The organism is Rhodococcus sp. JVH1, from assembly GCF_000280725.2.
In the GTDB taxonomy this organism is placed as follows: Bacteria; Actinomycetota; Actinomycetes; order Mycobacteriales; family Mycobacteriaceae; genus Rhodococcus_F; species Rhodococcus_F jostii_A.
Map to the genome: position 1 here is coordinate 4,028,155 of NZ_CP166289.1, position 24,191 is coordinate 4,052,345.

The window sequence follows — 24,191 nt, forward strand, 5'->3', positions numbered from 1 at the left end:
CGACTGTGCTTACCATGGCGTGGTGGCCACCGACGTCGCCGGGCAGGCCGCACGGCGTGCCCGACGCAGAGCAGTCGTTCGAGCCGGTACGCGCCCCGGGCGCGCACCGCGTAGCTGGCTGGCGGTCGCCGGGGCCCTGACCGCCACGGTGCTCATGGCGTGCTCCTCGGGTTCCGGGGGCCACCCCGATCCGATCGACCTGGACCGCGCCACCGACAGCGGGCAGCTTCCGTGGACGGAAGTGCTGCTTCCACCGCAGACGCCGACGACGGTCCCGTTCGGTCCGCCCGGCACCGACCTGCCGAGCGAATCCCGCGCGGCCGGGATCCGGGTGATCGGCGACCGTGCCGGTCTCTACGGCGGAAGCCCCGACCGGGTGCTCTGCGACCGGCAGCGTCTCGTCGACGACCTCGAGCAGGATCCGGCGAGGCTACAAGCCTGGTCGAGCGTGTTCCAGGTCGACGACGTGCGGAATTACGTCCGCACCCTGACACCGGTGCTGCTCCGTGCGGACACCCGCGTCACCAATCACGGCTTCGACGACGGGCATGCGAGCGCATTCCAGTCCGTCCTGGAGGCGGGGACCATCGTGTTGATCGACGACCACGGCGTTCCCCGCGTCCGATGTGTGCGCGGAAGCCCACTGCTGTCCCCGGTGGTGAACGAGAACGCGGACGTGCAGGGTGATCCGTGGCCGGGTTTCCAACAGGACAGGTTGTACGTCGTGCAGCCCTCCAACCTGGCGATGACCGAAGTGACCGTGGTGGATCTGATGACCGGTGGACTGTCGCCGGTGCCGATCGGTTCCGGCCCGCAGCAGCCTGTGGAGCGCCCGAATCCGGTGGCGCCCGTGGAAGCCCAGGCGCCGGTGGTGGATTCGCCGCCCGCGGTGGTGCAGCAGGCGGCTCCCCGTCCCGCGCCGGCTCCCTCCCCGGAACCTCTGCCTCCGCCCCCGCCGCCGGCACCCGCTCCGCCTCCACCGCCACCGCCGCCCGCGCCCGAGCCGCAGGTGAACTACCCGCCTCCCGCCGCGCCGGCGCCCGTGCCGCCACAGCAGATTCAGGTGCAGATTCCGGGTCTGCCACCCATCGTCATACCCATTCCCAACTGAGGGTCGGCCGCGGAGACTCGGCTACAGGGTGACGAGCGCGGTGTTGATCACGATCGCCTGGGTGAAGAGGGTCCAGTCGTTGATGATGTGCGCGCCCGTCGAGACCCACAGGTTCTTGGTCCGGATGTAGGCGAGGGTGAGCACCAGTCGGGCCCCGCCGATCACGATGAAGGCCTGCGCGAAGTTCCAGTCGTAGGTTTGCAGGTGGGCGGCGCCGAACCACACCGCACTGAGCAGCCAGGCCAGGATGATCGCGGTCTTGCGGGACAGTTTTGCCTTGGCGAACAGGAAATACATCAGCGCGAGAAACGGGACCATGGTGAAGACTTCTTCGCCGACCAACTGGATCCCGGTTCCCACGTAGAACGCGGCCGTGTCGAGCGCACCGCCCTCGCCTGCACCGTCGATGGCCTCGTTGGACGCCACCCCGAACAGGGCCCGCACGATCAACGCCAGCACGGACGTGACAACGAGGTTGAGCACGGCGAAGCCGATCATCGTGAGGACGTCCCGGCCGTGCACCTTCCGGAACAACGCTGTCCAGTGCTCGCGCGTCACCATCGCCAGCACGACGAGCGGGATGACGACGAACAGGATGCGCGGAATCAGCGCAACGACGTTGTCGGGATACGGGATGAGGACTAGGGCCGCGAAGCCGACTGCGACCGAGGCCCATGCCAGGACCCACTGCCGCACCGACAGCGTGGTGGGCGTCCCGTTGTAGAAGGGGAAGTCGGCGTCGTCGCGGCGCTCGATCAGGGGACCGAAGCGGTCGTGGGACGACGCCGGTTCGTGGACGGGAACGGCTCTCGGGCCGGAACCACTACTCATTGATCAGCCCCTCTGCAGGTGGATGGACTCAGGCGGCAATTTTCCCAGCAACCCACGACCCCGACCACCCGACGCGCCCGCCGAGCCGCACAACGGACAGTTAACGGAAGGAAACTTATCTATACCTGTGGCAAACTCCTTGCACTTGTATTGACATGTTGTCCTGGGTGGGTCCACAGTGAGTCGCATGACAACTCAACGACGCTACGACGTGGTGGTCGTCGGTGCCGGAATCGTCGGCCTCGCGCACGCGTATCACGCGCGCAATCGAGGCCTGTCCGTGGCGGTGATCGACCACGCCGACCGCGTTGCGGGCGCGTCCGTCCAGAACTTCGGCCACGCCTGCATCACCGCCCAGTCGGGCGTCGCCCGCGACTACGCCCGAGCGGGCCGGGAGCACTGGCTCGACCTGGCACGCAAGGCCGGGTTCTGGTCCGCCGAATCCGGAACATACTGCGTGGCAAGACATGACGACGAGCTGGCCGTCATCACCGAGTTCGCGGAAGTACGCGAACCGGCCGAAGTGGAACTGCTGTCCCGAGACCGGATCCTCGGCGCGTTACCCATCGTCGGCGACCGCGTCGTCGGGGGCATGTACATGGCCGACGACCTCCAGGTGAACCCGCGGGAAGCGGCCCCCGCCATTGCGCGGTGGCTCGGAGCGTCGGGCGTCGACTTCTTCTGGCGGACCGCCGCAACCGGATTCGACACCGGAGTCGTTCATACCTCGCGGGGCGATCTGCACGCGGCGACGGTGTTCGTCACCGTCAACTACGACATCGACCGCCTGTTCCCGGAGCCGGCTGAGCGCGGCGGGCTCCTGCGGTGCCGGCTCCACATGATGCGCGCGAGGATTCCGTTGTCCGCGCCGTTGCCCGCACCGTTGTTCACGGGCTGGTCGCTCGTGCGGTACAGCGGTTTCGAGAATCTTCCTGCGACGGCGGCGGTCGCGGCAAGGCTGCGTGACGAGTACCCGGACTACGTCGATCTCGACCTCCACCAGATGTACACACCGCAGCCCGACGGGTCGATCCTGCTGGGCGACACCCACATCCGTGAGATCTCGGCGGAGCCGTTCCAGTCGGAGAAGGGGTTCGAGGTGCTGATCCGTGAGGCCGCCGCCCTCTTCGGCGTCTCGGACGTCACCGTCACCGAACGCTGGCAGGGCGTGTACAGCTCGGCACCCGATTCCGAGTTCCTGATCGAGGAGCCGATCGATGGCGTGCACATCGTCACCGTGACCACCGGAATCGGCATGACCACCAGCATGGGTCTGGCGAAGGACCGCATCGACCACGTCTTCGGCAGCGACATCCTGCCCGTAATGGCATAGCAGCACAATCACATTCACCGAACACCGAGAGGAACCAGGCAATGGGAACACATCACCGGGACATCAGCCTCGTCGTCTTCGACATGGCGGGCACCACCGTGGAGGACAGCGGGCTGGTACAGCAGTCCTTCCTCGCCGCGGACGAGCATGCAGGACTGTCGAAGACCGACGAGGACCGCCGGCAGATGCTCGACTACGTCTCCGACACCATGGGCCAGTCCAAGATCGTCGTCTTCCGCCATCTCAGCGGCGGTAACGAGGAGCAGGCGCAGGCCGCGAACAAGGAATTCGAACGCTGCTACTCGCAACTCGTCGACGACGGTCGGTGCAGCGCGATCCCCGGCGCCGAGGAACTCTTCGGCTCCCTGCGGGAGCAGGGCATCAAGACGGCGCTCACCACCGGGTTCGCGCACGAGACGCAGATGTCGATCATCCGCGCGCTCGGCTGGCAGGACGTCGCCGACGTCGTGTTGTGCCCCGGAGACGGTGTCCGCGGCCGCCCCTTCCCGGACCTGGCGCTGACCGCGTTGATGCGCACCGGCGCCCCGTCCGTGCAGTCCATGGTGGTGCTCGGCGACACCACGTCGGACGTCACCACCGGCCTCCGCGCCGGAGCACTCGCCTCCGTGGGCGTGCTCACCGGCGCCCACGACGCCACCCAGCTGTCCGAGGCCGGGGCCACCCACGTTCTCGACAGCGTCGCAGACCTGCCCGGTCTGCTCGCCGAACTGCGCAACACCTGATTTTCCGATCAGGCTCCGTTGCCGTCGTCCGACGGAAGTCGGAGGTCGATGGTGCGGGCGTTCACGATGCTGAAGGCGACGAGGTCGGGGCGGTACCGATCGTCCGCGTACTCGAACGTGTCGCCGTTCTGATCCCGCGACGTCCGACGTTCCCGAAGCAACGGGCTGCCGGGGTCGATGCCGAGATTCTCGGCGTCGACCCCGGTTGCGGCGACGGCGTCGAGCACGTGCTCCATCGATTCGAAGCGGACGCCGCGGGAGGTGAGGTAATCGGTGATCGATCCGGTGTCGATGTCGAAGTCGAACAGCAGGGAGCCGACGCGGTCGGTGAACGTGCTCCGCTCGATCATCGTCGGTTCGCCGTCCAGCAGCCGGACGCGGAGCACCTCGACGACGAAGTCGTCCGGAGCCGATCCCAATGCGCTGGCGGCAGGTTCGGACACCCGGCGACGTGAGATCTCGAGCGTGCGGCTCCCCGCAACGCGGCCGGTTCGACGCGCCCACTGCGAGAAAGGGGTGAACGTGTCCAGGGTTTGCGTGATGTCGTGACTGCGCACCACGGCCGGTTTGCCTTGGGACAGCTGGATGAGCCCCTCGTTCTTCAACGTCGCCAGGGCCTGGCGCACGGGACCGCGCGAGACCTCGAACTCCGCGCACAGCATGCTCTCGCTGGGCAGCGACTCACCCACCGCGTATTGCCGCTGCATGATGCGCTGCCGGAGCTGGAGTGCGACGAACTCATGGCGGGAGCGTGCCTCCACCATTGCGCATCACTCCACTTCCCCGTCGGTCGACGGTCGCCACTGCGAGTCAGGTGCATTCTAATGGCGTCGTCGTTACGCTACAGTGCTGAAACACGTTCCAGCCGGTGGAGGGATGCGGAGCATGGCGTCGTCGACGGAGCGGGTGGTCACGGTCGACGGATTCCGTTGGCAGATTTCCGAACTCGGTGACGGTCCGCCCGTAGTCCTGTGCCACGGATTCCCGGGGCTCGGCTACAGCTATCGCCATCAGATGCGGGCTCTCGCGGCTTCCGGGTACCGGGCGATCGCCCCAGACATGCCCGGCTACGGCGGCACCGACGTGCCCCGCGACATCGACGATTACACGAACGAGCGGGTGTCGGACGCGCTGATCGGCCTGCTCGACACGCTCGGTCACGAGCGTGCCGTGTTCGTCGGCCACGACTTCGGCGCGCCGGTCACCTGGACCGTCGCACTGCGTCACCGCACACGCGTGTCCGGGCTGGTGCTACTGGCGGTCCCCTACGCGCCCGACCGGTTCCCGCTGCGACCATCGGAGCTGTATGCGTCGATGGCGCGCAAGCACTTCCTGCACATCCATTACTTCCAGGAACCCGGTGTCGCCGACCGCGAACTCGACGCCGATCCCCGCGGATTCCTGCAGCGGCTGTTCTATGCGTTGTCGGGCGCCTACCGCTATCTGGACATCTGGCAGCACCCCTCGGAGGGCAACGGCTACCTGGACGTGCTGCCCGAAGCCCCACCCCTGCCGTGGTCGTGGCTGACGGAGGACGAGTTCGACCACTATGTGGAGGTCTTCACCCGGACGGGATTCACCGGCGGACTGAACTGGTACCGGGCGTACGACGCCAACTGGGAACGCTCCGGGAATCTCGCCGGAGCCGATATCGAGGTGCCGACGCTGTTCGTGGCCGGTGCGCACGATCCCGTTCTCACGATGAGTGGTGCGCAGGCCCTCGACCGGATGCGCGACACCGTACCCGACTTGCGCGGACTCCATCTCGTCGAGGGCGCCGGGCACTTCGTCCAGCAGGAAAGACCGGACGAGGTGAACGAGCTGCTGCTCACGTTCGTCGCGGGCGGTACAGGCGGCGACGACGGCGACTCGGCTCGGGCAGGTGACCGGTGATCTCGAGGTGCGCGGTGAACACCCACTCCCCGGACCGCTTGCGCGCCAGAGCCTTCGATGCGACATCGATCGTCCCCGTTCCGTCACTGGAAACCCGAGGATTGCGTCGTGGGTGGGCTGTGGGTGGCATCGCCTAGCATCGTCAGCATGACGTCGCCGAGTGCCGCACTGTCGTATGCCGAACTGCTCGATACGGTTGCCGAATCGCACCGGACGGTGGAGGCAACGCTGGAGGGATTGACCGACGACCAGGCGCGGGAGCCGTCGTTGCTGCCGGGGTGGAGCCGGGGGCACGTCGTCACGCACCTCGCGAGGAATGCGGACGCGCTCAACCGGTTCGCGGTCGGGGTGATCACCGGCGAGGCCGCGCCCGAAATGTACCCGGGCGGTCCGGCCGCGCGGGCCGCGGCGATCGAGGAGGGGGCCGGGCGGCCGGCCGAACTACTGGTGGCCGATTTCCGCTTCGCGGGACGGCGGGTGATCGAGTCGCTGCGGCGGATCACCGAAGATCTGTACGAGACGCCGGTGAACTGGCGTCAGCGGGTGCCTGCGCGGCAGGTACCGGTGCTGCGGTGGCGTGAGCTCGAGATCCACCACGTCGACCTGGGGCTCGACTACTCGGCGGCCGACTGGCCGGCGGCCTTCGTGGAGCACACGCTGGAATCGGAGCTGCCCGAGCTGGCGGCCAGGCATCCGGACGTCGCGGTGCCGGAACTTCCGCGCACCGACCTGCTGGCGTGGGTTATCGGGCGCCCCACGCGGGAGGGCTTGCCGCCCGTGCCCGCGTGGCCGTTCTGAGCGTCAGGCGTACTCGACGTTCTCGAACGTGTCGGCGTCGTCGAGCGCGTCCCAGATGATCGCGTAGCGCTTGTGGGTCATCTCGTCGGCATCGACGAGCAGGGCGTCGAACAAGGACTTCGGGTTGTCCTGCCACGTCTGAACGAGGCCCGCGACCCCTTGCGGAGTGAACAGACCGGACCGCGCTGCCGCCTCGATCCACTCGTCGAAGTCGCCGCCGTGAATCCGCTCGACTGCTTCGCGATCGACCTCGCCGTCACCGAGGTCGAGAGTGAACATCGTCGCGAAGACGTCGCCGTCGACGGCGACGACGGTGTCGCTGTACATACGCTGGTCGGTGTTCATCGTGGGGATACCTCCTGGGAGTCAGCTCGTTGAATCTGACTCACGTTTGCGACCTCTGCTGATGAGAAGAACTGTAGGGCGACTAATTGTGAGCAGCTTAAAGCCTTTCTGTGAGATCAATCTGTGATCTATCTCACGCAGGTTTCTTCGTTGTCAGCGGACCCTCAGCACGATTTCTGTGGGGTGCGCATCACCCGGTGTCTCCACCGCGTTGCGCACGGCTTTTGCGACGGTCGACGGCTTCAGATACTTCTCCGGCCGGTACTCGTCGCCCTCGCCGGCCACGATGGCGCGCTGCATATCGGTGTCGATCCGACCGGGGTGAATTGACGTGACGCGCAGTAACGGCTCCTCGAGACGCAGCGCGTCACCGAACGCCCGCAGGGCGAATTTGCTCGCCGCATACGACGCCCATCCGGCGTTCGCGCGGAGCCCGGCGCCCGAGTTGATCAGGACGACGTGCCCACCCGCGGCGCGGAGAGCGGGCAGCAGCAGCCGTGTCAGTTCGGCCACCGCGATGACGTTCGCCTCGAGCGTGTGCCGCCACTGTTCGACGGCCGACTCCGCGACGGTCGCGAGATCGGCGACGCCGGCGTTGTGGACGAGCACGTCGAGTCGCTCGATCGGGGCGCACGCCGCCGCCAGCGCGTCGTAGTCCGTCAACTCGACCGGCCAGGGCGTCGCCTCCGGCAGTTCGTCGAGGATGTCGGTCAGCGACCCGGCCGACCGGGCGCCGAGCAGGAGGTCGTGGGTCGGGGCGAGTTCGCGGGCGATGGCGGCTCCGAGGCCACGGCTCGCGCCGGTGATCAGGGCTGTGGGCATGCTGTCGAGGCTAACGCCCGTGAGTACTTGTCAACGTCGGGCGGTCAACAAGTACTCACAGCGCGGACCAGTGGTGCCACGTCAGGTCGTGGATCGCGATCACCGGCCCGTCGGGGCGGCGGTCGACGTACTGCGGGTACTTCGCGGCGAGGACGTCGATCGCGGCGCCGCCCGCCGGGGAGTCGGGGGTGAGCACCTCGGCCCGGCCGTCGACCCGCACCCACCACAGGTGGTCCCAGTTCTCGTCGTAGTGGTCCACGAGCAGGGTGACCGCGGGGTTGGCCGCGATGTTCGTGAGACGTCGTAAGGCCTTGGTGCGCTTCGGTTTGTGGTCGACGCAGGAGTAGATCGTGTCGGAGTCGAGTGCGAAGACGAGCGGGACGAGGTGCGGCACCCCGTCGGCCCCGACCGTGGCGAGCCGCGCGATACGGGCGGCCGCGAATCGCGCGACGGCGTCCATCACGGTTCCATCAGGTAGTCGCCGCTCACCGGTTCCGGGAGGGCGGGAATGCCCAACGGGCGCTTGAAGTACGCCCAGGGGAACCACAATGTTCCAACCTTCTGCCAGCCGTCGGACTCGAGCTTCTGGCGGCTCGCCAGCGCCGACACGCGGGTGTGTTCCCACTGCTCCTCGGACTTGCGGATGGTGTGGAACAGGGTGCCGAATCCGACGGAGTGCCAGCCGTACGAACCGGCGTGGTTGAGGATGCGCATCTCGTTGAACGCGGTGAGCGGGGTGAGCCGGCGGGTCCGGCCGTCCGGGTCCGTGTCGGGGGCGTCGCCGATCCGTTTGCCGAAACGTTGTTGCGCCGCCTGCCGCGACATGCCGAGTGCGGCGCCGACCGTGTCCCAGCTGTGGCCGGCGGAGCGTGCGGCGGCGATCGCGGAGACCAGCAGTTCGTCGACTGACTCCCGTGCCTGTGAGGTGAGCCGGACGAGGGCCAGGTAGGCGGCGGGGTCGTGGTCCAGTCCCGGGTCGATCTCGGGGTCCGCCTTGGCGATCGCGTCCGACAGCAGTTGGGTGAGCGCGGCATCCGGCATGTGTCAAGTATTGGTTGACAAGAGTTGCGTTGTCAACAAAATGTTGACTTGCTGGTGACTAACTGGCGACGAGGGTGATGCCGAGGGTGAGCATCAGCGCGGCGATCCCGGCGTCGAGCACGCGCCACGCGCCGGGTCGGGCGAACACGCGGTGCAGGAACTGGGCGCCGTAGCCGAGCGCCAGGAACCAGGAGACGCTGGCGGTGGCGGCGCCGAGGCCGAACAGCCACCGGCCCGAATCGCCCTGGTTGTTGGCCACCGAGCCGAGCATCAGCACCGTGTCGAGGTAGACGTGCGGGTTGAGCCACGTGAGCGCGAGGCAGGTGAGGATCGATGTCGCGAGAGTTGCCGATCCGATTTCCTGTGTGGCATCCAGAGTTCCGGGGCGAAGGGCGCGGCGAGCGGCGAGCACCGCGTAGGAGACGAGGAATGCCGCTCCCGCCCAGCGGATCACGGTGATGGCGGCCGGAGCGTGCGCGAGTACGGCGCCGATCCCGCTGATCCCGACGGCGATCAGCACGGCGTCCGATACCGCGCACAGCACCACCACCGGCAGGACGTGCCTGCGCGCGATCCCCTGTCGCAGGACGAACGCGTTCTGCGCGCCGATCGCGACGATCAGCGACAGGCCGGTACCGAAGCCGGCCGCCGCCGTGAGCAAGGCAGGGGTGAGGTGCATGAAAACCACGCTACGAAACCCGCGTCCATCAATCCAGCTAATTATCCTTCATTGCCATTAGCATCGCTTCATATGGATCTGGACCTGGCTTCTCTCCGCACGTTCGCCGCCGTGATCGACGAAGGCACCTTCGACGCCGCGGCCCGGGTACTGCACATCACGCCGTCCGCGGTGAGCCAGCGGATCAAGGCACTCGAGCAGCAGGTGGGACGCGTCCTCGTGCAGCGGGCCAAGCCGGTCCGGGCCACCGAGTCCGGGCACGTCGTGCTCACGCTCGCCCGCCAGATGGCCCACCTCGAGCGCGAGGCCATGTCGTCCCTCAATCCCGAGGAGGCGACGGCAAGCACGCTGTCGCTGGTCGTCAACGCGGATTCGCTGTCCACGTGGATGATTCCGGCCCTCGCCCGTCTGGCGCCGGAACATCGGGCGCGGTTCGACCTGCATCGGGAAGACGAATTCCACTCGACCACCCTGCTGCGGGAGGGCACGGTGATGGCCGCGGTGACGTCCGTCCCCGAGGCGGTGCAGGGCTGCACCGTGGAGAAGCTGGGGTCGATGCGGTACCGCGCGCTCTGCAGCCGCGACTACGCCGAACGCTGGCTCCCCGACGGCCCGACACCGGACGCCCTCGCAGTGGCACCGATGCTCGACTTCGACCGCAAGGACGAACTGCAGGCCCGGTTCCTGCGCGGATTCGCACGGCGCCGACTGCAGCCGCCGCGGCATTTCGTTCCCGGGTCTTCGGCATTCTCCGACGCCGTCCGCCACGGACTGGGCTGGGGACTGCTGCCGGAGTTGCACACCGGCGACGACCACGGGCTCGTCGAACTCGACCCGTCCCGCCCGATCGACGTCCCGCTGTACTGGCAGCGGTGGAAGCTGGATTCGCCGATCCTCGCGGCGCTCACCACCGCGGTCCGGGACGGGGCGCGCGAAGCGTTGCGGTGACGTCCGGGTGGGCGCAACACTGGAGGCATGGACGCCGACAGCCCGATGGACCCGGTGCAGGCCCTGCGAGAGACAGCGTTCTGGCTCGAGCGGTCGCGTGCGGAGACGCATCGTGTGAAGGCGTACCGCCGCGCGGCCGACGTGGTGGCCGAACTGTCCGAGGACCAGCGGGACGTCCGGCAGCGCACCGACAGCTGGAAGGACCTGCCGGGCATCGGACCCAAGACGGCGACCGTGATCCGGGAGGCACTCGACGGCGTGCCCGTCTATCTCGCGGAACTACGGGAGAACGCGGAGCCGATCGGCGGCGGTGCGCTGCGGGAGGCGCTGAAAGGCGACCTGCACACTCACTCCGACTGGTCGGACGGCGGCAGCCCCATCGACGAGATGATGCGCAGCGCGGCCGCTCTGGGTCACGAATACTGTGCGCTGACAGACCATTCCCCGCGTCTGACGGTCGCGAACGGGCTGTCGGCGGAGCGGTTGCGTTCTCAGCTGGAGGTGATCGCCGAGCTGAACGAGGAACTGGCACCGTTCCGCATCCTCACCGGCATCGAGGTCGACATCCTCGACGACGGTTCACTCGACCAGGATCCGGATCTGCTCGACGAACTCGACATCGTCGTCGCCAGTGTGCACTCCAAGTTGCGGGCGGAGCGCGGGGCGATGACCCGCCGGATGGTTCGGGCGGTGGAGAATCCGCTGGTGGACGTGCTGGGGCACTGCACCGGCCGCCTCGTCGAAGGCGGGCGCGGAACCAGGCCGGAGTCGACGTTCGACGCGGAGCAGGTATTCACCGCCTGCTGCGACAACGGCACCGCCGTCGAGATCAACAGCCGTCCCGAACGCCGCGACCCCCCGAGCCGTCTCATCGATCTGGCCATGGACGTGGGGTGCCTGTTCTCGATCGACACCGACGCGCACGCCCCCGGGCAACTCGCCTGGCAGGGGTACGGATGCGAGCGGGCGATGCGGTGCGGTGTGGAGCCCGACCGCGTCGTGAACACGTGGTCCGCCGACGATCTGCTGGAATGGGCAAAGTAGCGCTCGTGAGTGGTTGACGAGTGCAGGGACTCGTCAACCGCGCACGGGCCGAAGGCCTGCGTTCCGTCTAGTCGGGAAACACGACTTCGGTCTCGATTGGTGTATGGCCGAAGTGCAGGGCGATGCGCGGTTGCGGCAGCTGAAGACTCCGCGCGCCGCGGCGATCGCCGGTATCGTATTCGCCGTACTCTTCGCCATCAGCTTCGTGCTGGTGCGCACCGCGCTGCCCGGCGGCGTCGTCACGGACACGGCGTGGGTGGGGCGCACCGGATCGAGAATGTCTGTCGCATTGACTCTTTTACCGTTCGCGGGTATCGCATTCCTGTGGTTCGTCGCCGTCATCCGCGACCGGCTCGGGGATCTCGAGGACCGATTCTTCTCGACGGTGTTCCTGGGCAGCGGGCTGCTGTTTCTGGCCATGATCTTCACCTCGACGGCGGTCGCCGGTGGTGTGCTCGCCATCTCGCGGCAGTCCGACCTCCCGCAATCGTCGATCGTCTACTTCGGACGGGAGGTGATGCTGCAGATCAACAACGTCTACGCGCTGCGTATGGCCGGGGTGTTCATGATTTCGCTCGGCACGATCTGGCTACGCACCGGCCTGATGCCGCGCTGGCTGGCGGTGATCACCTATTTGGTGGCGCTGAGCCTGCTACTGGTCGTCAGCCTGAGTTTCTGGGTGACTCTGCTGTTTCCGGCGTGGGTGCTGTTGATCAGTGTGTTCATCCTCGCGGGTGGTCGACACGAATCGACCCGCCCGAACTGAGCGTGCACGGCGACGCCGAGCACCGGGTTACGGCTCTGGCGGAAGATGTTTGTTTCATGAGACAGTGCCGGTGTGGCCAATCCCGCGCCCCGGCGCCCCACCGATCCAGAGGCCTTGTACCGGGTGGTGGCGGCCCGCCGCCTGCAATACGAGAACCTGCTCTGGCAGGTCCCGGCCCTGAGCCTGACCGCCCAAGCCTTCCTGTTCAGCATCGCGTTGGGTCAGGGCGTCGACACGTGGGCTCGGATCTTCTCCGCAGTGCTCGCGCTGAACTTGTCGGTCATCTCGATCATGCTCATGGCGAGCCACCGACAGGCTGAAATTCGGGACGTACAGTGGCTCGACCGCTTCGAACAGGACGAACTCGGGGCGGGAGACTGGGGACCACACGGCGCGGCCTTCCGGAAACCCTATGAAACGAAGTTGGATGCAGGCTGGTTCGGGAACCTCATACACCTGCGGCTCATGTTCTACGTGTGGATCGTTGGACTCGGAATATTCGGCGTCGTCGCGATCTCGATGATCGTCAGGACCATTCTCACCACAGTGCTGTAAGCCTCTGACGTCCATCCGGTGTCGCCACGCGCACCGCCGTAGGTGCCGGCCCTTTCGGGGCCGGAATTCAACCCGTCAAGACTTGCCCGGAGTGGGGGAAGAAGATCGTGTCGGCTCGTACCGTGCGGGCGTAGACACCCGGTCGTCGGCGGCCGGACGATGAATCCGGCGGGGATCACCGGCGATCCCCGCCGGCGGCCGGTGCACGGGTGCAGTGACCGCATGGCAGGTCAACCCTACCCAGTCGAGGAGTGACACCATGGCCAGGAATCAGCGGGGGAAGATCGCGGTCGATATTCGTGACTCGGTCCCGGACTGGGAACCGTATCTGCCGGCGCAGGCCCCGGACGGTGCCCCGAACATCTTGCTCCTCGCCTGGGACGACGTGGGATACGGCACCATGGACGTCTTCGGCGGCCCGGTCGACACCCCGACCATGAGACGCATCGCGAACATGGGGACGAAATACGCGAACTTCCACACCACGGCATTGTGTTCCCCGACCCGGGCGTCGCTGCTGACCGGCCGCAACGCCACCACCAACGGCATGGCGACCATCGCGGAGTTCAGCTCCGGATTCCCGGGCATCTCGACCCACATCCCGTTCGAGAATGCGTTCATCTCCGAAGTTCTGGCCGAGCAGGGCTGGAACACCTACTGTGTCGGAAAATGGCACCTCACCCCGGGCGAAGAAACGAACATGTCTGCGGTCAAGAGCCGCTGGCCACTTGGCCGCGGATTCGAACGCTTCTACGGATTCCTCGGCGGCGAGACGAACAGCTGGTACCCGGATCTCGTCTACGACAATCACCCGGTCGATGCTCCCGGCACCCCCGAGATCGGCTACCACCTGTCGAAGGACCTGTCGGACAAGGCCATCGAGTTCATCCGCGACGCGAAATCCGTCGACCCTGACAAACCGTTCTTCATGTATCTCGCGCCGCAGGCCGCGCACGCACCGCACCACGTCCCCGCGGAGTGGGCCGACCGGTACAAGGGCAGGTTCGACGAAGGGTACGAGGCCATTCGCGCCGGAATCCTGCAGCAGCAGAAGCAAATGGGACTTCTGCCCGAGAACACCGAGCTCTCACCCATCAATCCGCACGGCGAGCCGGCCACCACCGGACCCGACGGGCAACCCTGGCCCCTGCTCGACACGGTCCGGCCCTGGGCGTCGCTCACCGCCGACGAGCAGCGCCTCTTCGCGCGGATGGCCGAGGTGTTCGCCGGCTTCGTCTCGTACGCCGACGATCAGCTCGGTCGAGTGATCGACTTTCTGGAGGACTCGGGGCAACTCGACAACACGCTCATCGTCGTCATCTCCGACAACGGCGCCAGTGGTGAGGGCGGCCCGAACGGGTCGTTCAACGAGTGGCGCTTCTTCAACGGGGTCGCCGACACGACCGAGGAGACACTCCCACACCTGGACGAACTGGGTGGGCCGGCGTCGTACAACCACTACAACACCGGATGGGCCTGGGCGTTCGATACACCGTTCCCGTACTGGAAGCGGTGGGCCGGCTACGAGGGCGGCATCGCCGACATGTGCATGGTCGCCTGGCCGGCAAAGCTCGAGCCCAGGAGTGAGCCCCTGCACCAGTACATCCATGCCGTCGACATCGTTCCGACGATCTACGAACTGGTGGGAATCGAACCGCCGCGCACCCTCGGGGGATACCTTCAGAACCCCATCGAAGGGGAGAGTTTCGCGGCATCCCTGACCGATGCGACGGTACCGGGCAAGGAACTGCAGTTCTACACGATGCTCGGTCAGCGATCCCTGTATCAGCGGGGATGGCTCGCCACTGCCGTGCATCCGCCACTGTCCGGGTGGGGTCATTACGAACACGACGTCTGGGAGCTCTACCACCTCGACGAGGACCGGTCCCAGACCAAGGACCTTGCCGCGCAGGAACCGGAACGTCTGGCGACCCTGAAAAGCCTGTGGTTCTACTACGCCGGTCTCTACAACGGTTTGCCGCTCGACGATCGCAGCGCCCTCGAGCAGGTCGTGGCCGAGCGCCCGCACTCCGGGAAGAAAAGAGATCAGTATGTGTATTACCCGGATTGCGCGGATGTTCCCGAGTCGGCCGGTGTCCCGATCAACGGCCGGTCGTTCACGATCGCGGCGGGGGTTCGCCTGGACACCGCCGACGCCGAGGGCGTCCTCTACGCCCACGGTGGTGTGGCCGGCGGGCACAGCCTCTACCTCAAGGATCGGCGACTGCACTATGTGTTCAACTGGCTCGGAACACACCTCCAGGAGATCACCGCCGAAAGCGAAATCACTCCGGGATCACATGTCTGTACCGCCGAGTTTCAGGTGAAGGGCAAGAACACCGACCCGGCAGTGCCGGGGTTCGCGGGAGCCGTCACCTTGTACGTCGACGACCAGCGGGTGGCGGGCGGGAACATCGTGACCCAGCCGGGCGCGTTCTGCCTCGTCGGCGACGGCATCTGCGTCGGGCGTGACAGCGCGTCCCCGGTGACCCCGGACTACACCGCACCGTTCCGCTTCACCGGCGGTGCCATCGACAAGGTCGTCGTCGACGTGTCAGGCGAACGGTACATCGACCACGAGGCTCAGGTGCGGGCCTGGTTCGCGATCGACTGAGCCCCTCGTGAAGCGGTAGCGCTAGCCCCGCTCACCGGCCAGTTCCTCGAACAGGGTCGGGTCGTGGGCGGAGAAGACACGCACCCGCGGCGCCACCTGATTGTTCAGTTCCCGGAGCCGGCGATGATTGCCGCGGATCTTCGAACGATCTACCGCGATCAGCTCTTCCATCACCCGCAGGGCGCGACCCTCGGTTCCCGGCGACACCTGTCCGGGGGCGGCGACAGTGCTGCGGTGGTAGAACGCGTCGCCCGCGTGTAACAGCCAGCCCTTCTCACCGGTGTCGACGGCCACCGCCGCGTGACCGCGGGTGTGGCCGGGCATCGGGACGAGCACGATGCGGTCGCCGACACCGGCGATCGGGTAGGTGTCGGAGAACCCGAGCACGGATTCGCCCGGCCCCGAGTAGGTGTGCAGCATGGGTTGGGGGGTGAGCTGGGCGGGACGGTACCGGACCTTCTCCCGGAACGACGAACGTCCTTCCGACGCCGCCCGTTCCGCGGCGGTGGTGTGCAGGGTGGCGTTCGGGAAGTCGGCGACGCCGCCGATGTGGTCGAAGTCGAGATGGGTCGCAACGATGTGGGTCACGTCCGCAGGATTCAGGCCCAGCTTCTCGAGCCGGCGGACCGCCGTCTCCGACTCCCGGAACCGGGCGCCCATCAGGTTCGCGTACCGGCCGACGCGTCCGGTGGGATCGGCGACGTCCGCCAGCCCGAAGCCGGAGTCGACCAGCACGATGCCCGCGTCGGTTTCGCACGCCAGCACATGGCACACCAACCGCCCGATGAGCGCCGAGGAGAACGAGCCGCAATTGAGGTGGTGTACCCGCATGGGGGCTCACGCTAGCCGAGTCGGCGTTCGTGGGACGGCCGATTACACCGCGACCGGTGACGACGCCTGCGCCCAGAACCGTTTCGGGATCCGTCCGGCATTCCGGGCGAGGTGCCCGGCCGTGACCGCTGCGGCCATCGCCGCGGCCATCAGCGGAGGGTCCGACGCCCTCGTCACCGCGGAGGCGAGCAGCACGGCGTCGCAGCCGAGTTCCATCGCCAGAGCTGCGTCGCTGGCGGTGCCGATCCCGGCGTCGAGAATGACCGGGACGCCGGTGCGCGCGACGATCATCTCGATGTTGCGGGGGTTCGAGATACCGAGCCCGGTGCCGATCGGCGACCCGAGCGGCATCACGGCGGCGCACCCGGCATCGACCAGGCGCTGCGCGAGCACGGGGTCGTCGTTGGTGTACGGCAGCACGACGAATCCGTCGTCCACGAGTTGTTCGGCCGCCGCGACGAGTTCGATCCCGTCGGGCAGGAGCGTGCGCTCGTCGGCGATCACTTCGAGCTTGACCCAGTTGGTGCCCAGGGCCTCGCGAGCCAGGCGCGCAGTCAGCACCGCCTCCGCGGCGCCCCGGCAGCCGGCTGTGTTCGGCAACAACGCGATGCCCAGTCGATCCAGCAGTTCGAGCAGCCCGGTTTTCCCTGCGGCGTCCACCCGGCGCAGTGCCACCGTCGTCAGTTCGGTGCCCGAGGCGACGAGTGCCTCTTCCAGTACCGAGAGGTTGGCCGCACCGCCCGTGCCCATGACGAGGCGGGACGCGAAGTCCCGGCCCGCGATCGTGAGTGCGTCGGTGTGGATTCGCATGGGTACCTCCGGTCGAGATTTCGGCGAGCACTCGAACCCTACGATCGAATCGTCTCCGACGTCAGAACCACTTGTGCGCTACGTCATAGGTCCAGATTGGACCCCTGTCTCGCCGTCTATCTGGATCTTCTGGACCCGTACCAGACGGCCCAGAGTTGTCGGTGCGAGGAGCCGAACACCACGTCGTCACGATCGGAGTAGAGATGAACACCATGGTCGCGCGCAGAAACCGCACCGCGAGGTCGAGGGAGGAGGAGTGCCTGGCAACGGAACTGGAGGACGCCCGGCGCCGCATCATCGAACTCATGGGCCAGCTGGCCGAAACGGTCCGCAGCCGTGATGCTTTGAGCGACCGCGTGCAGGTGATGGCGTGGAATGCCCGGTGGGGCCGCGAGCACACCGGATTCGGGGTGCGGTGACCCGAGTCCGGGAGTCACAGCCACGTGGTCGGGCGGATCAGGTTGGCGAGATCCACCAGGGTGTACCGATGCCTGCGCTCGGGGGCCTTGCGGGCGAGGGCCCGGAGCGCCGACTCCGCCCCGGTGCGCAGACCGCGTTCGGTGAACGGCACGCTGAGGATCCGCGTGGTCTCGGGGATACCGCCGGCGTGCAGCCAGTCGACGGCCACGCCGAGGACGAGCACCCGGGTCTGGAGTGCGCGACGCTCGTCGTGAGCGAGCAGTTCGACCCGCCGGGCGGCCTCCTGCAGATCCCGTTCGCTCACCTCGGCGAGGGGCCGATCGTGGACGAGCATCAGCACACTCGTCAACCGGGCCTCGGCGTAGTGCCGGGATGTGGGTGGCACCTCGTCGAGGGCCTCCACCGCGGCCGCCCGGTCGTCGCGGTGCTCCAGTTGCCGCGACAATCCGAACGCCGCACTCACCGCGCCGTGATCCGTGCGCCACACTGTGCAGTAAAACTTTTCGGCGGTCCGGCGCCACCGCCCGATGTGCTCACCGGAGCGGTATTCGCACCACATCTCGGCCGTCGCCGCGAGGGCGAGCTTCGGGGCCTCCTCGCCCGGTAGCGCGGTCAGGACGGAATCGAACCGGGTGAATGCCGCCTCGAAGTCGCCGCCCACCAGCGCACACAGTCCCGTGTGCCAGTCGACGCGCCACGTGTCCTCACGTTGATGGTCGAGGGATTCGAGAATGGTGGCGGCATCACGGGGCTGCCCGAGGTCGAGGTGCGCGCGTACCTCGGCGAGCGGGATCTCGATGCTCGTGGACGCCACACCGTCGTCCGCCGCCTCCTTCGCCCTGTGCAGTGAATCGAGAAGCTCCCTCGGTCGGCTGTGGACGACGGAGAGCAACGGGGCGGCCGGATCGTCCGGGTCCACCAACGGAATCGGCAGCGCTCGAACGATACTCATCGCGCTGATCCGCTCGTCCCGGCGGTGCCCGTCGACGTAGACGTCGGTGCGGCTGATCGTGAGGTCGGTCCCGAACGTCGTGCGCTGTGGGCTGAACCGGTGGGACAGCCCCGGCTGCGGGTGGCCGGTCTGCTGGGCCCGGACCTCGCGCAGAACACCCTCCAGTTGCGTCGACATCTCCTCGGCCGACGCGAAGCGCCGGGCCGGATCGGGATGGATGGCCCGGAGCAGCAGGCGGTGGTAGAACTCGTACTCCGCCAGCAGCGGCGCCTCCTCGGGCGTTGGCAGGCCGTCGACGTAACAGCCGCCGGCGGTGGGCATGTCGAGGGTCAGGACGGCGAGCGTCCGCCCGACGGTGTAGATGTCGGAGGCGACGGTCGGACCGGTGGTGGCGATCTCGGGGGCTTGGTAACCCTGTGTGCCGTAGATGTATCCGTGATCCCCGATCCTGGCGACCGCGCCCATGTCGATGAGCTTGAGCTGGTCGTAGTCGTCACCGATCATGATGTTCTCGGGCTTGAGGTCGTTGTACACCAACCCCATCGAGTGCAGGTATCCGAGCGCGGGCGTGACCTCGAGGAGGTAGCGGATGGCGTGCTCCACCGGCAGCATCGGCTTCGGGTCGTCGGGTCCGGCGTCCTCCTTCAGTTCGGTGAGCAGGTCGCGCAGGGTTCTGCCCCGGACGTACTCCATGACGATGTAGCCGATGGGATTGCCGTCCATCCCAGGGTGTTCGACGAAGTTGTAGATCTTCACGATGCTCGGATGCGTCACCTCGGCGAGGAACCGGCGCTCGGCGAGAGCTACCTCCTGGGCCTCGGGGTCGCCCGAGTGCAGCAGGCCCTTGAGCACAACCCAGCGGTCGCTGACGTTGTGGTCGAGCGCGAGGTAGATCCAGCCGACACCGCCGTGGGCGAGGCACCCCAGGACCTCGTACTGGCCCGCGACCAGTTCACCCGCCTCGAGTTGCGGGGCGAACGAGAAGACGGTGCCGCAGTGGGTGCACACCCCCTCCGTGTCGCCCGGCCGCGCGGCGGTGGAACGTCCGACGGGGCGCTTGCATCGGTCGCAGTAACGTTTGTGCTCCGCCAGAACGGGATTGGTCAGGAGCATCGACAGGTCGGAGGTGTGGGCGGCGTCCGGCACCGTGCGTGCGGAGGGGACGTCGTCATCGTCGTCGTCCGCGAACGGATCGAACCGCACACCCCTGGTGGATTGCGGGTCGTCCATCGGTGTTCGCCTGGTTTCGTCGCTCACTCGGTGTCACCTCAGTCCCGGTACGTGGGGGCGGGTGGTCCGGCGGAAGGGCCGAGAACCGTCAGCCAGTTGTCGTAGAGCCTCGTCCAGGTTCCGTCCGCACGCATCCGATCCAGCGTGCCGTTAACGAAACGCACCAGATCGTCGTGGTTCTTGTTGACCCCGATGCCGTACGGCTCCGATTCGAGCGGCGGGCCGACGATCTCCAGGTTCGGGTCCTGGGCGGCGAGCCCGGCGAGGATGGAGTCGTCGGTGCTCGCGGCGTCGGCCTGCCGCTGCTGGAGGACCACGAGGCAGTCGTCCCAGTCGGGTACCGCCACGATCGTGGCCTCGGGCTGCACTCGGCGAACGGTGTCCAGTGAGGTGGTGTCGCCGGCGGTGCAGACGCGCTTGCCCGCCAGATCCGCCGGGCCGGAAATACCGGAGCCCTTCGGCACCAGCAGACGTTGATAGGCCTGGAAGTACACGGTGGAGAAGGCGACACGCTCGGACCGTTCACACGTGATCGACGTGCTCTTCACCACGAGATCCACGTCCTCGTTCTGGAGGGCGTCGAAACGGTCGCCGGACGTGAGGAGGCGGAATTCGACCCGGGAGGGGTCACCGAACAGGTCCCGCGCCATCTCGCCCGCGACATCGACGTCGAATCCCATCAGCATGCCGGTGGTCGGATCCCGGAAACTGAAGAGGTTGGTGTTCTGATCGATTCCGACGATCAGCCGGCCGCGGGCGGTGATCTCGGCCAGCGAGCTTCCCGGCGCCCGGACGTCCGGGGTGGCGGCGGGGCGGAGACTCGCGAGCGCACCGCAGGAGTCGGGTGCGGGTGGCTCCTCGGGCACGTCGCCGGTGGGCAGAAGGATCTCGGCCCCACTCGTCAGCGGCACCTCCGAGTAGTCGCCGCTGACGGTGGGCGTGAGGGGTTGCGGGGTGGCGCATCCGGCCGCGAGGACGGCGACCACGGCAGCGGAGAGGAGGAGGGCGCGCGGGCGCGTCCGCCGTCTCGGTCGAATCACCCGCGTCATCAGTGGTACTCGTTCAGTCTGGGCCAGATCCCCCCACCGACGGCGAACCCGCAGAGGACGCCGATCACCATGCTACCCACCGCGAGCAGCGACAACGAGCGATATGCGTCGGCCATCCCGTCGAGTTCCTCGCTGCGGAATCGGTCGATGCCGTCCTGCAACGACTCGTCGAGAGCCGCGAAGGTGGCGGGGGACGCCGAGTCCGCGGGGCCGATCGCGATGGCCTTCGCCCCCGGGTAGTCCCCCACGTCGAGCTTCTCCTGCAGCATGGTGTGCGCGCGCCGCCAGTCGCCCAGCGCGGTGACAGCGGCGTCGATCGGCGGTGTCGTCGCCGGCCCGTGATCGCCGTCCTGCAGCGCCCCGAGGATGTCGGCGAGTTCGGCCGACCGCCGGGCGTAGTCGACCTCGGACTGTTCGTCGGAGCCGCGCTGCAGCAGCGCGAGGGTCTCGTCCGCCCGGGCCTGCTGGGCGAGGATCCGCGCCTGGGTGATCGTGCCGAGTGGTTGCGCCCCTTCGGTTCTCGCTCGGTCCGTGGCCGCGGTGGAGACCAGGGTGGCGGCGGCCAGCCAGATCAGGAGGGTGGCGGCGAGGAGGGAGGCGAGGACGAGGCCGGGATTGACGCGGCGTTTGCTCTTGCGCGCCAGGTACACCTGCGCGAGGACGAGCGCGACGAGCAGGGCGACGGTGACGGCGGATGCGGCTCTCGGGAGCCGCGCGGTGAGGACCTGGGTGTCGGCGACGGCTCTCGACTGCTCCGAGTAGAGGCTCTCGGCTGCGGGCAGGATCGTGTCCTGCATCATCGTGGAGGCGTCGCTGAGATAGGCGACGCCGACCGGGTTGCCCGACCGATTGTTGGCGCGGGCCGTGGCGATCAGGCTGGTGTAGTCGGCGAGATCCCGCGATATCTCGGACAGCAGCGCGAGGGCCGCGGCGTCTGTCGAGTCGACGCCGTTCGACGCGGTGACCAGCGCGTTCGACGCGTCCCCGATCGCCTGGTTGTACCGATTGCGGACGTCGATCGGCTCGACACCGCCCGAGATGAAGGACGTGGTGGCCGCGGCGTCGGCGATGGACAGCGAACTGTAGAGCCGTTCGGCCGCGTAGGTGAGGGGTTCGGTGTGTGTCCGCAGGGTCTCGATGCGCTGTTGCCGGGCACCGATCGCCGCCGACGTGATCGCCCCGGTGGCCAGCGCGGCGGTCACGAGGGCGATCCCCAGCACGGACAGTCGTCCCGGGGTCGAGACGAGGAATTCCCGCCACGGCCGGCTCCGGGATTCGGGCTCGACGAGCAGGGACTCGTCCAGCGAGTGTTCTTCGGTGACGGCGTCGTCTCCGCGGTGGAACACGGTGCCCTCCTCCGCCGAGGTCTTCTGCAAGTGTGCCCCGATTTTCGGCGGGTCGTGCCGGAAAAGCCGATGTCGCATCGGACGCACAGAGAAGGACAGGGACCGCTGGTGCGGTCCCTGTCCTTCGGTACGGCGGGTGCGTCAGGGCTGCTCGCGGGTGACGACTCCGACGAGTTGTTCCGCGTCGGATCCGTCGGCGGGCGAGGCCGCGGGCGGTGTGACGGTGTCGAGGCGTTCGGCGCTGGTCCGGCTGCGGCGGCGGAACTCGTACCCGATCAGGATGAAGGCGAGAGTCACCACACTCAGCCAGAACTGCGAACGGGTGGTGGGGAGCACGGCCATGGCGGCGATCACGGCTCCCATCAGGACGATGGTCGCGTAGCTGAGCCAGGGGAACAGCCACATCTTCAGGCTGAGGGCCTCGGGATCTCGCGCTTCCAGCTTTTTGCGGAGCGCGACCTGGGAGATCGCGATCATGAGGTAGACGAAGAGCGCCACGGCGCCGTACGAGTTGACCAGGAACGAGAACACGAGATCCGGGGAGACGAACGCCGCGATCACCGACGCGTAGCCGATCACCGTTCCGGCGAGGATCGCGCGCCGGGGCACGCCGCCGCCGGACAGGCGGGTGAACATGTGCGGGGCGTCGCCGTTGCGGGTGAGCGCGAAGAGCATCCGCGAGGAGGTGTACAGCGCGGAGTTCAGGCAAGACAGCACCGCGGTGAGGATGACGACGTTCATGATCGTGGCGACACCGGGAATGTGCAGGGCGGAGAGGGCTGCCGCGTAGGGGCTGACGCCGACGGCCTCCGTGTTCCACGGCACCACCGCGACGACCACGAAGATGGAACCGACGTAGAAGGTGATGATCCGGACCACGATGGAACGCATCGCCCGGGCGACCGCTTTCTTGGGTTCCGCGGACTCGGCGGCCGCGATTGTCACGATCTCGGCCCCGGTGAAGAAGGCCACGCAGGGGACGACCGCGGCGAGCACCGCGCCCCAGCCGAGCGGAGCGAATCCGCCGTGGCTGACGAGATTCGCCACTCCGGGGGTCGCGTCCGGCCACAGTCCGGTGATCCACAGTGCGCCCAAACCGAGGAAGAGGACGATCGCGATCACCTTGATCGACGAGAACCAGTATTCGAATTCGCCGAACGAACGCGCTGACACGAGATTGGTGCAGGTCAGGATGACGAGAAGCCCGAGGCTGAGGATCCACAGCGGCGCGGACGGGAGATAGAGCTGGAGTATTCGGCCGCCGGCGATGGCTTCGACGGCGACGACGATGACGAAGAAGTACCAGTACATCCAGCCGACGGAGAAGCCGGCGCGATTGCCGAGCGCTTCCCTGGCGTACACGTAGAACGATCCGACCACCGGCCGGGCCACCGCCATCTCCGCCAGCATCCGCATGATCAGGAGTGTGATGACCCCCGCGATGAGAAACGACACGATCGCCGCCGGGCCTGCGCTCTCGATGACGACGCCGCTGCCGACGAACAATCCGGCACCGATCACGCCGCCCAGGGCGATGAGGTTCATGTGCCGTTTCTTCAGGCCCTTTCCGAGGCCGGAGTCCTGGGATTGGACCGGGGGTGGTGTTGAAGTCACGTTTTCCTCCACTGTGCGCTGACCGGAATCGTCAGGTCGCCATCGCGATCCGGGGCCGGATCGTCGGGCGGTTGGAACGGAGAACAGTGCCGGCGGAGATACGGGAGACGATCCACCGCGAACTGAACTGTTGATGTGATGCACAACACTGTATGGAGGGTCCGGTGGGCAGCACAGTGCCAGTTCGACGGCACGTCTGAGGACCAGTTCGTTACCACTGGTCACAGGGTAAGGGCGTGTACACGGTCTCGTGGGTGAGCGCCGGCGCCGGGGGATCCAGATCGGCCGCGACAGCGCACCGCCGGGCCGACCGAACACGCTCCTCCCGGTGATGATCGCCGTCTTCCCAGTTCACGGGGTTTCTCGGTCGGCGGTTCCGCGGTCGAACTGGACCCATCGCTTGCGAGGCAACTGGC

Annotated in this window: 24 protein-coding genes; 11 read left to right on the forward strand and 13 right to left on the reverse strand. The window is 67.4% G+C overall.

The features are described 5' to 3' along the window. Positions 1-19: 19 nt before the first annotated feature. Positions 20-1,111 carry a DUF6777 domain-containing protein gene (locus JVH1_RS18565; RefSeq protein WP_009476692.1) on the forward strand — a complete coding sequence of 364 codons (1,092 nt, stop codon included), beginning with the start codon at positions 20-22 and terminating at the stop codon, positions 1,109-1,111. 21 nt (positions 1,112-1,132) lie between these two features. Here the strand turns inward: JVH1_RS18565 and JVH1_RS18570 are convergent, their stop codons facing one another. Beyond that, a complete protein-coding gene (locus JVH1_RS18570) occupies positions 1,133-1,942 on the reverse strand; it encodes a CPBP family intramembrane glutamic endopeptidase (RefSeq protein WP_009476691.1) in 810 nt (269 codons plus the stop codon). A 187-nt stretch (positions 1,943-2,129) separates the two neighbouring features. Here JVH1_RS18570 and JVH1_RS18575 point away from each other — a divergent pair, with 187 nt between their 5' ends. Further along, positions 2,130-3,275, forward strand: a complete 1,146-nt coding sequence (locus JVH1_RS18575) for a TIGR03364 family FAD-dependent oxidoreductase (protein ID WP_009476690.1) — start codon at positions 2,130-2,132, stop codon at positions 3,273-3,275. 41 nt (positions 3,276-3,316) lie between these two features. After that, positions 3,317-4,018: a phosphonatase-like hydrolase gene (locus JVH1_RS18580; RefSeq protein ID WP_009476689.1), complete on the forward strand. Its 702-nt coding sequence runs from the start codon at positions 3,317-3,319 to the stop codon at positions 4,016-4,018. A gap of 8 nt (positions 4,019-4,026) precedes the next feature. On the opposite strand, the gene JVH1_RS18585 is transcribed toward JVH1_RS18580, so the two are convergent. Further along, complete coding sequence (locus JVH1_RS18585; protein ID WP_009476688.1) at positions 4,027-4,782, reverse strand: GntR family transcriptional regulator; 756 nt, start codon at positions 4,780-4,782, stop codon at positions 4,027-4,029. A 121-nt stretch (positions 4,783-4,903) separates the two neighbouring features. Between JVH1_RS18585 and JVH1_RS18590 the strand changes: the two genes are divergently transcribed. After that, positions 4,904-5,911, forward strand: coding sequence for an alpha/beta fold hydrolase (locus tag JVH1_RS18590; RefSeq protein ID WP_009476687.1), 1,008 nt, complete (start codon positions 4,904-4,906; stop codon positions 5,909-5,911). Between the two features lie 147 nt (positions 5,912-6,058). Next, positions 6,059-6,709 (forward strand): maleylpyruvate isomerase family mycothiol-dependent enzyme, encoded by a 651-nt coding sequence (locus tag JVH1_RS18595; protein WP_043780283.1) that lies wholly within the window; start codon positions 6,059-6,061, stop codon positions 6,707-6,709. Positions 6,710-6,712: 3 nt separating this feature from the next. Here JVH1_RS18595 and JVH1_RS18600 read toward each other — a convergent pair whose 3' ends face one another. The 5 genes from JVH1_RS18600 to JVH1_RS18620 form a co-directional block, all read right to left on the reverse strand. Continuing rightward, positions 6,713-7,054: a hypothetical protein gene (locus tag JVH1_RS18600; RefSeq protein ID WP_009476685.1), complete on the reverse strand. Its 342-nt coding sequence runs from the start codon at positions 7,052-7,054 to the stop codon at positions 6,713-6,715. 153 nt (positions 7,055-7,207) lie between these two features. Then, on the reverse strand, positions 7,208-7,876 hold the full coding sequence (locus JVH1_RS18605) for an SDR family oxidoreductase (protein WP_009476684.1): 669 nt from the start codon (positions 7,874-7,876) through the stop codon (positions 7,208-7,210). 55 nt (positions 7,877-7,931) lie between these two features. Continuing rightward, positions 7,932-8,336, reverse strand: a complete 405-nt coding sequence (locus JVH1_RS18610) for a TIGR03668 family PPOX class F420-dependent oxidoreductase (protein ID WP_009476683.1) — start codon at positions 8,334-8,336, stop codon at positions 7,932-7,934. Continuing rightward, positions 8,336-8,917 (reverse strand): hypothetical protein, encoded by a 582-nt coding sequence (locus JVH1_RS18615; protein ID WP_009476682.1) that lies wholly within the window; start codon positions 8,915-8,917, stop codon positions 8,336-8,338. The genes JVH1_RS18610 and JVH1_RS18615 overlap by 1 nt, the downstream gene beginning before the upstream one ends. 58 nt (positions 8,918-8,975) lie before the next feature. Then, on the reverse strand, positions 8,976-9,596 hold the full coding sequence (locus tag JVH1_RS18620; RefSeq protein WP_009476681.1) for a LysE/ArgO family amino acid transporter: 621 nt from the start codon (positions 9,594-9,596) through the stop codon (positions 8,976-8,978). Between the two features lie 72 nt (positions 9,597-9,668). On the opposite strand from JVH1_RS18620, the gene JVH1_RS18625 reads away from it, so the two are divergent. From JVH1_RS18625 to JVH1_RS18645, 5 genes are all read left to right on the forward strand, one after another. Further along, the gene (locus JVH1_RS18625; RefSeq protein ID WP_009476680.1) at positions 9,669-10,544 is read left to right on the forward strand and encodes a LysR family transcriptional regulator ArgP; all 876 of its coding nucleotides are present in this window, start codon (positions 9,669-9,671) and stop codon (positions 10,542-10,544) included. A 45-nt stretch (positions 10,545-10,589) separates the two neighbouring features. Continuing rightward, the gene (locus tag JVH1_RS18630) at positions 10,590-11,588 is read left to right on the forward strand and encodes a PHP domain-containing protein (RefSeq protein ID WP_043780331.1); all 999 of its coding nucleotides are present in this window, start codon (positions 10,590-10,592) and stop codon (positions 11,586-11,588) included. Positions 11,589-11,691: 103 nt separating this feature from the next. Further along, positions 11,692-12,354, forward strand: coding sequence for a hypothetical protein (locus JVH1_RS18635; protein WP_009476678.1), 663 nt, complete (start codon positions 11,692-11,694; stop codon positions 12,352-12,354). 72 nt (positions 12,355-12,426) lie between these two features. Next, positions 12,427-12,909, forward strand: a complete 483-nt coding sequence (locus tag JVH1_RS18640; RefSeq protein WP_009476677.1) for a hypothetical protein — start codon at positions 12,427-12,429, stop codon at positions 12,907-12,909. 259 nt (positions 12,910-13,168) lie between these two features. Continuing rightward, the gene (locus tag JVH1_RS18645; protein ID WP_009476675.1) at positions 13,169-15,523 is read left to right on the forward strand and encodes an arylsulfatase; all 2,355 of its coding nucleotides are present in this window, start codon (positions 13,169-13,171) and stop codon (positions 15,521-15,523) included. Between the two features lie 21 nt (positions 15,524-15,544). Here JVH1_RS18645 and JVH1_RS18650 read toward each other — a convergent pair whose 3' ends face one another. After that, positions 15,545-16,354, reverse strand: a complete 810-nt coding sequence (locus JVH1_RS18650; protein ID WP_009476674.1) for an MBL fold metallo-hydrolase — start codon at positions 16,352-16,354, stop codon at positions 15,545-15,547. A gap of 42 nt (positions 16,355-16,396) precedes the next feature. After that, positions 16,397-17,164: a thiazole synthase gene (locus tag JVH1_RS18655; protein ID WP_009476673.1), complete on the reverse strand. Its 768-nt coding sequence runs from the start codon at positions 17,162-17,164 to the stop codon at positions 16,397-16,399. A gap of 203 nt (positions 17,165-17,367) precedes the next feature. Between JVH1_RS18655 and JVH1_RS18660 the strand changes: the two genes are divergently transcribed. After that, the gene (locus JVH1_RS18660) at positions 17,368-17,583 is read left to right on the forward strand and encodes a hypothetical protein (RefSeq protein WP_043780278.1); all 216 of its coding nucleotides are present in this window, start codon (positions 17,368-17,370) and stop codon (positions 17,581-17,583) included. Positions 17,584-17,597: 14 nt separating this feature from the next. On the opposite strand, the gene JVH1_RS18665 is transcribed toward JVH1_RS18660, so the two are convergent. From JVH1_RS18665 to JVH1_RS18680, 4 genes are all read right to left on the reverse strand, one after another. Continuing rightward, positions 17,598-19,766, reverse strand: coding sequence for a serine/threonine-protein kinase (locus JVH1_RS18665; RefSeq protein WP_192817848.1), 2,169 nt, complete (start codon positions 19,764-19,766; stop codon positions 17,598-17,600). A 38-nt stretch (positions 19,767-19,804) separates the two neighbouring features. Further along, positions 19,805-20,815, reverse strand: a complete 1,011-nt coding sequence (locus JVH1_RS18670; protein ID WP_009476669.1) for a glutamate ABC transporter substrate-binding protein — start codon at positions 20,813-20,815, stop codon at positions 19,805-19,807. Further along, entirely contained in the window at positions 20,815-22,161 is a 1,347-nt protein-coding gene (locus JVH1_RS18675) for a hypothetical protein (protein WP_009476668.1), read from the reverse strand. Before JVH1_RS18675 ends, JVH1_RS18670 begins: the two co-directional genes overlap by 1 nt. A gap of 141 nt (positions 22,162-22,302) precedes the next feature. Continuing rightward, positions 22,303-23,706 (reverse strand): amino acid permease, encoded by a 1,404-nt coding sequence (locus tag JVH1_RS18680; RefSeq protein ID WP_237735224.1) that lies wholly within the window; start codon positions 23,704-23,706, stop codon positions 22,303-22,305. Between the last annotated feature and the right edge of the window lie 485 nt (positions 23,707-24,191).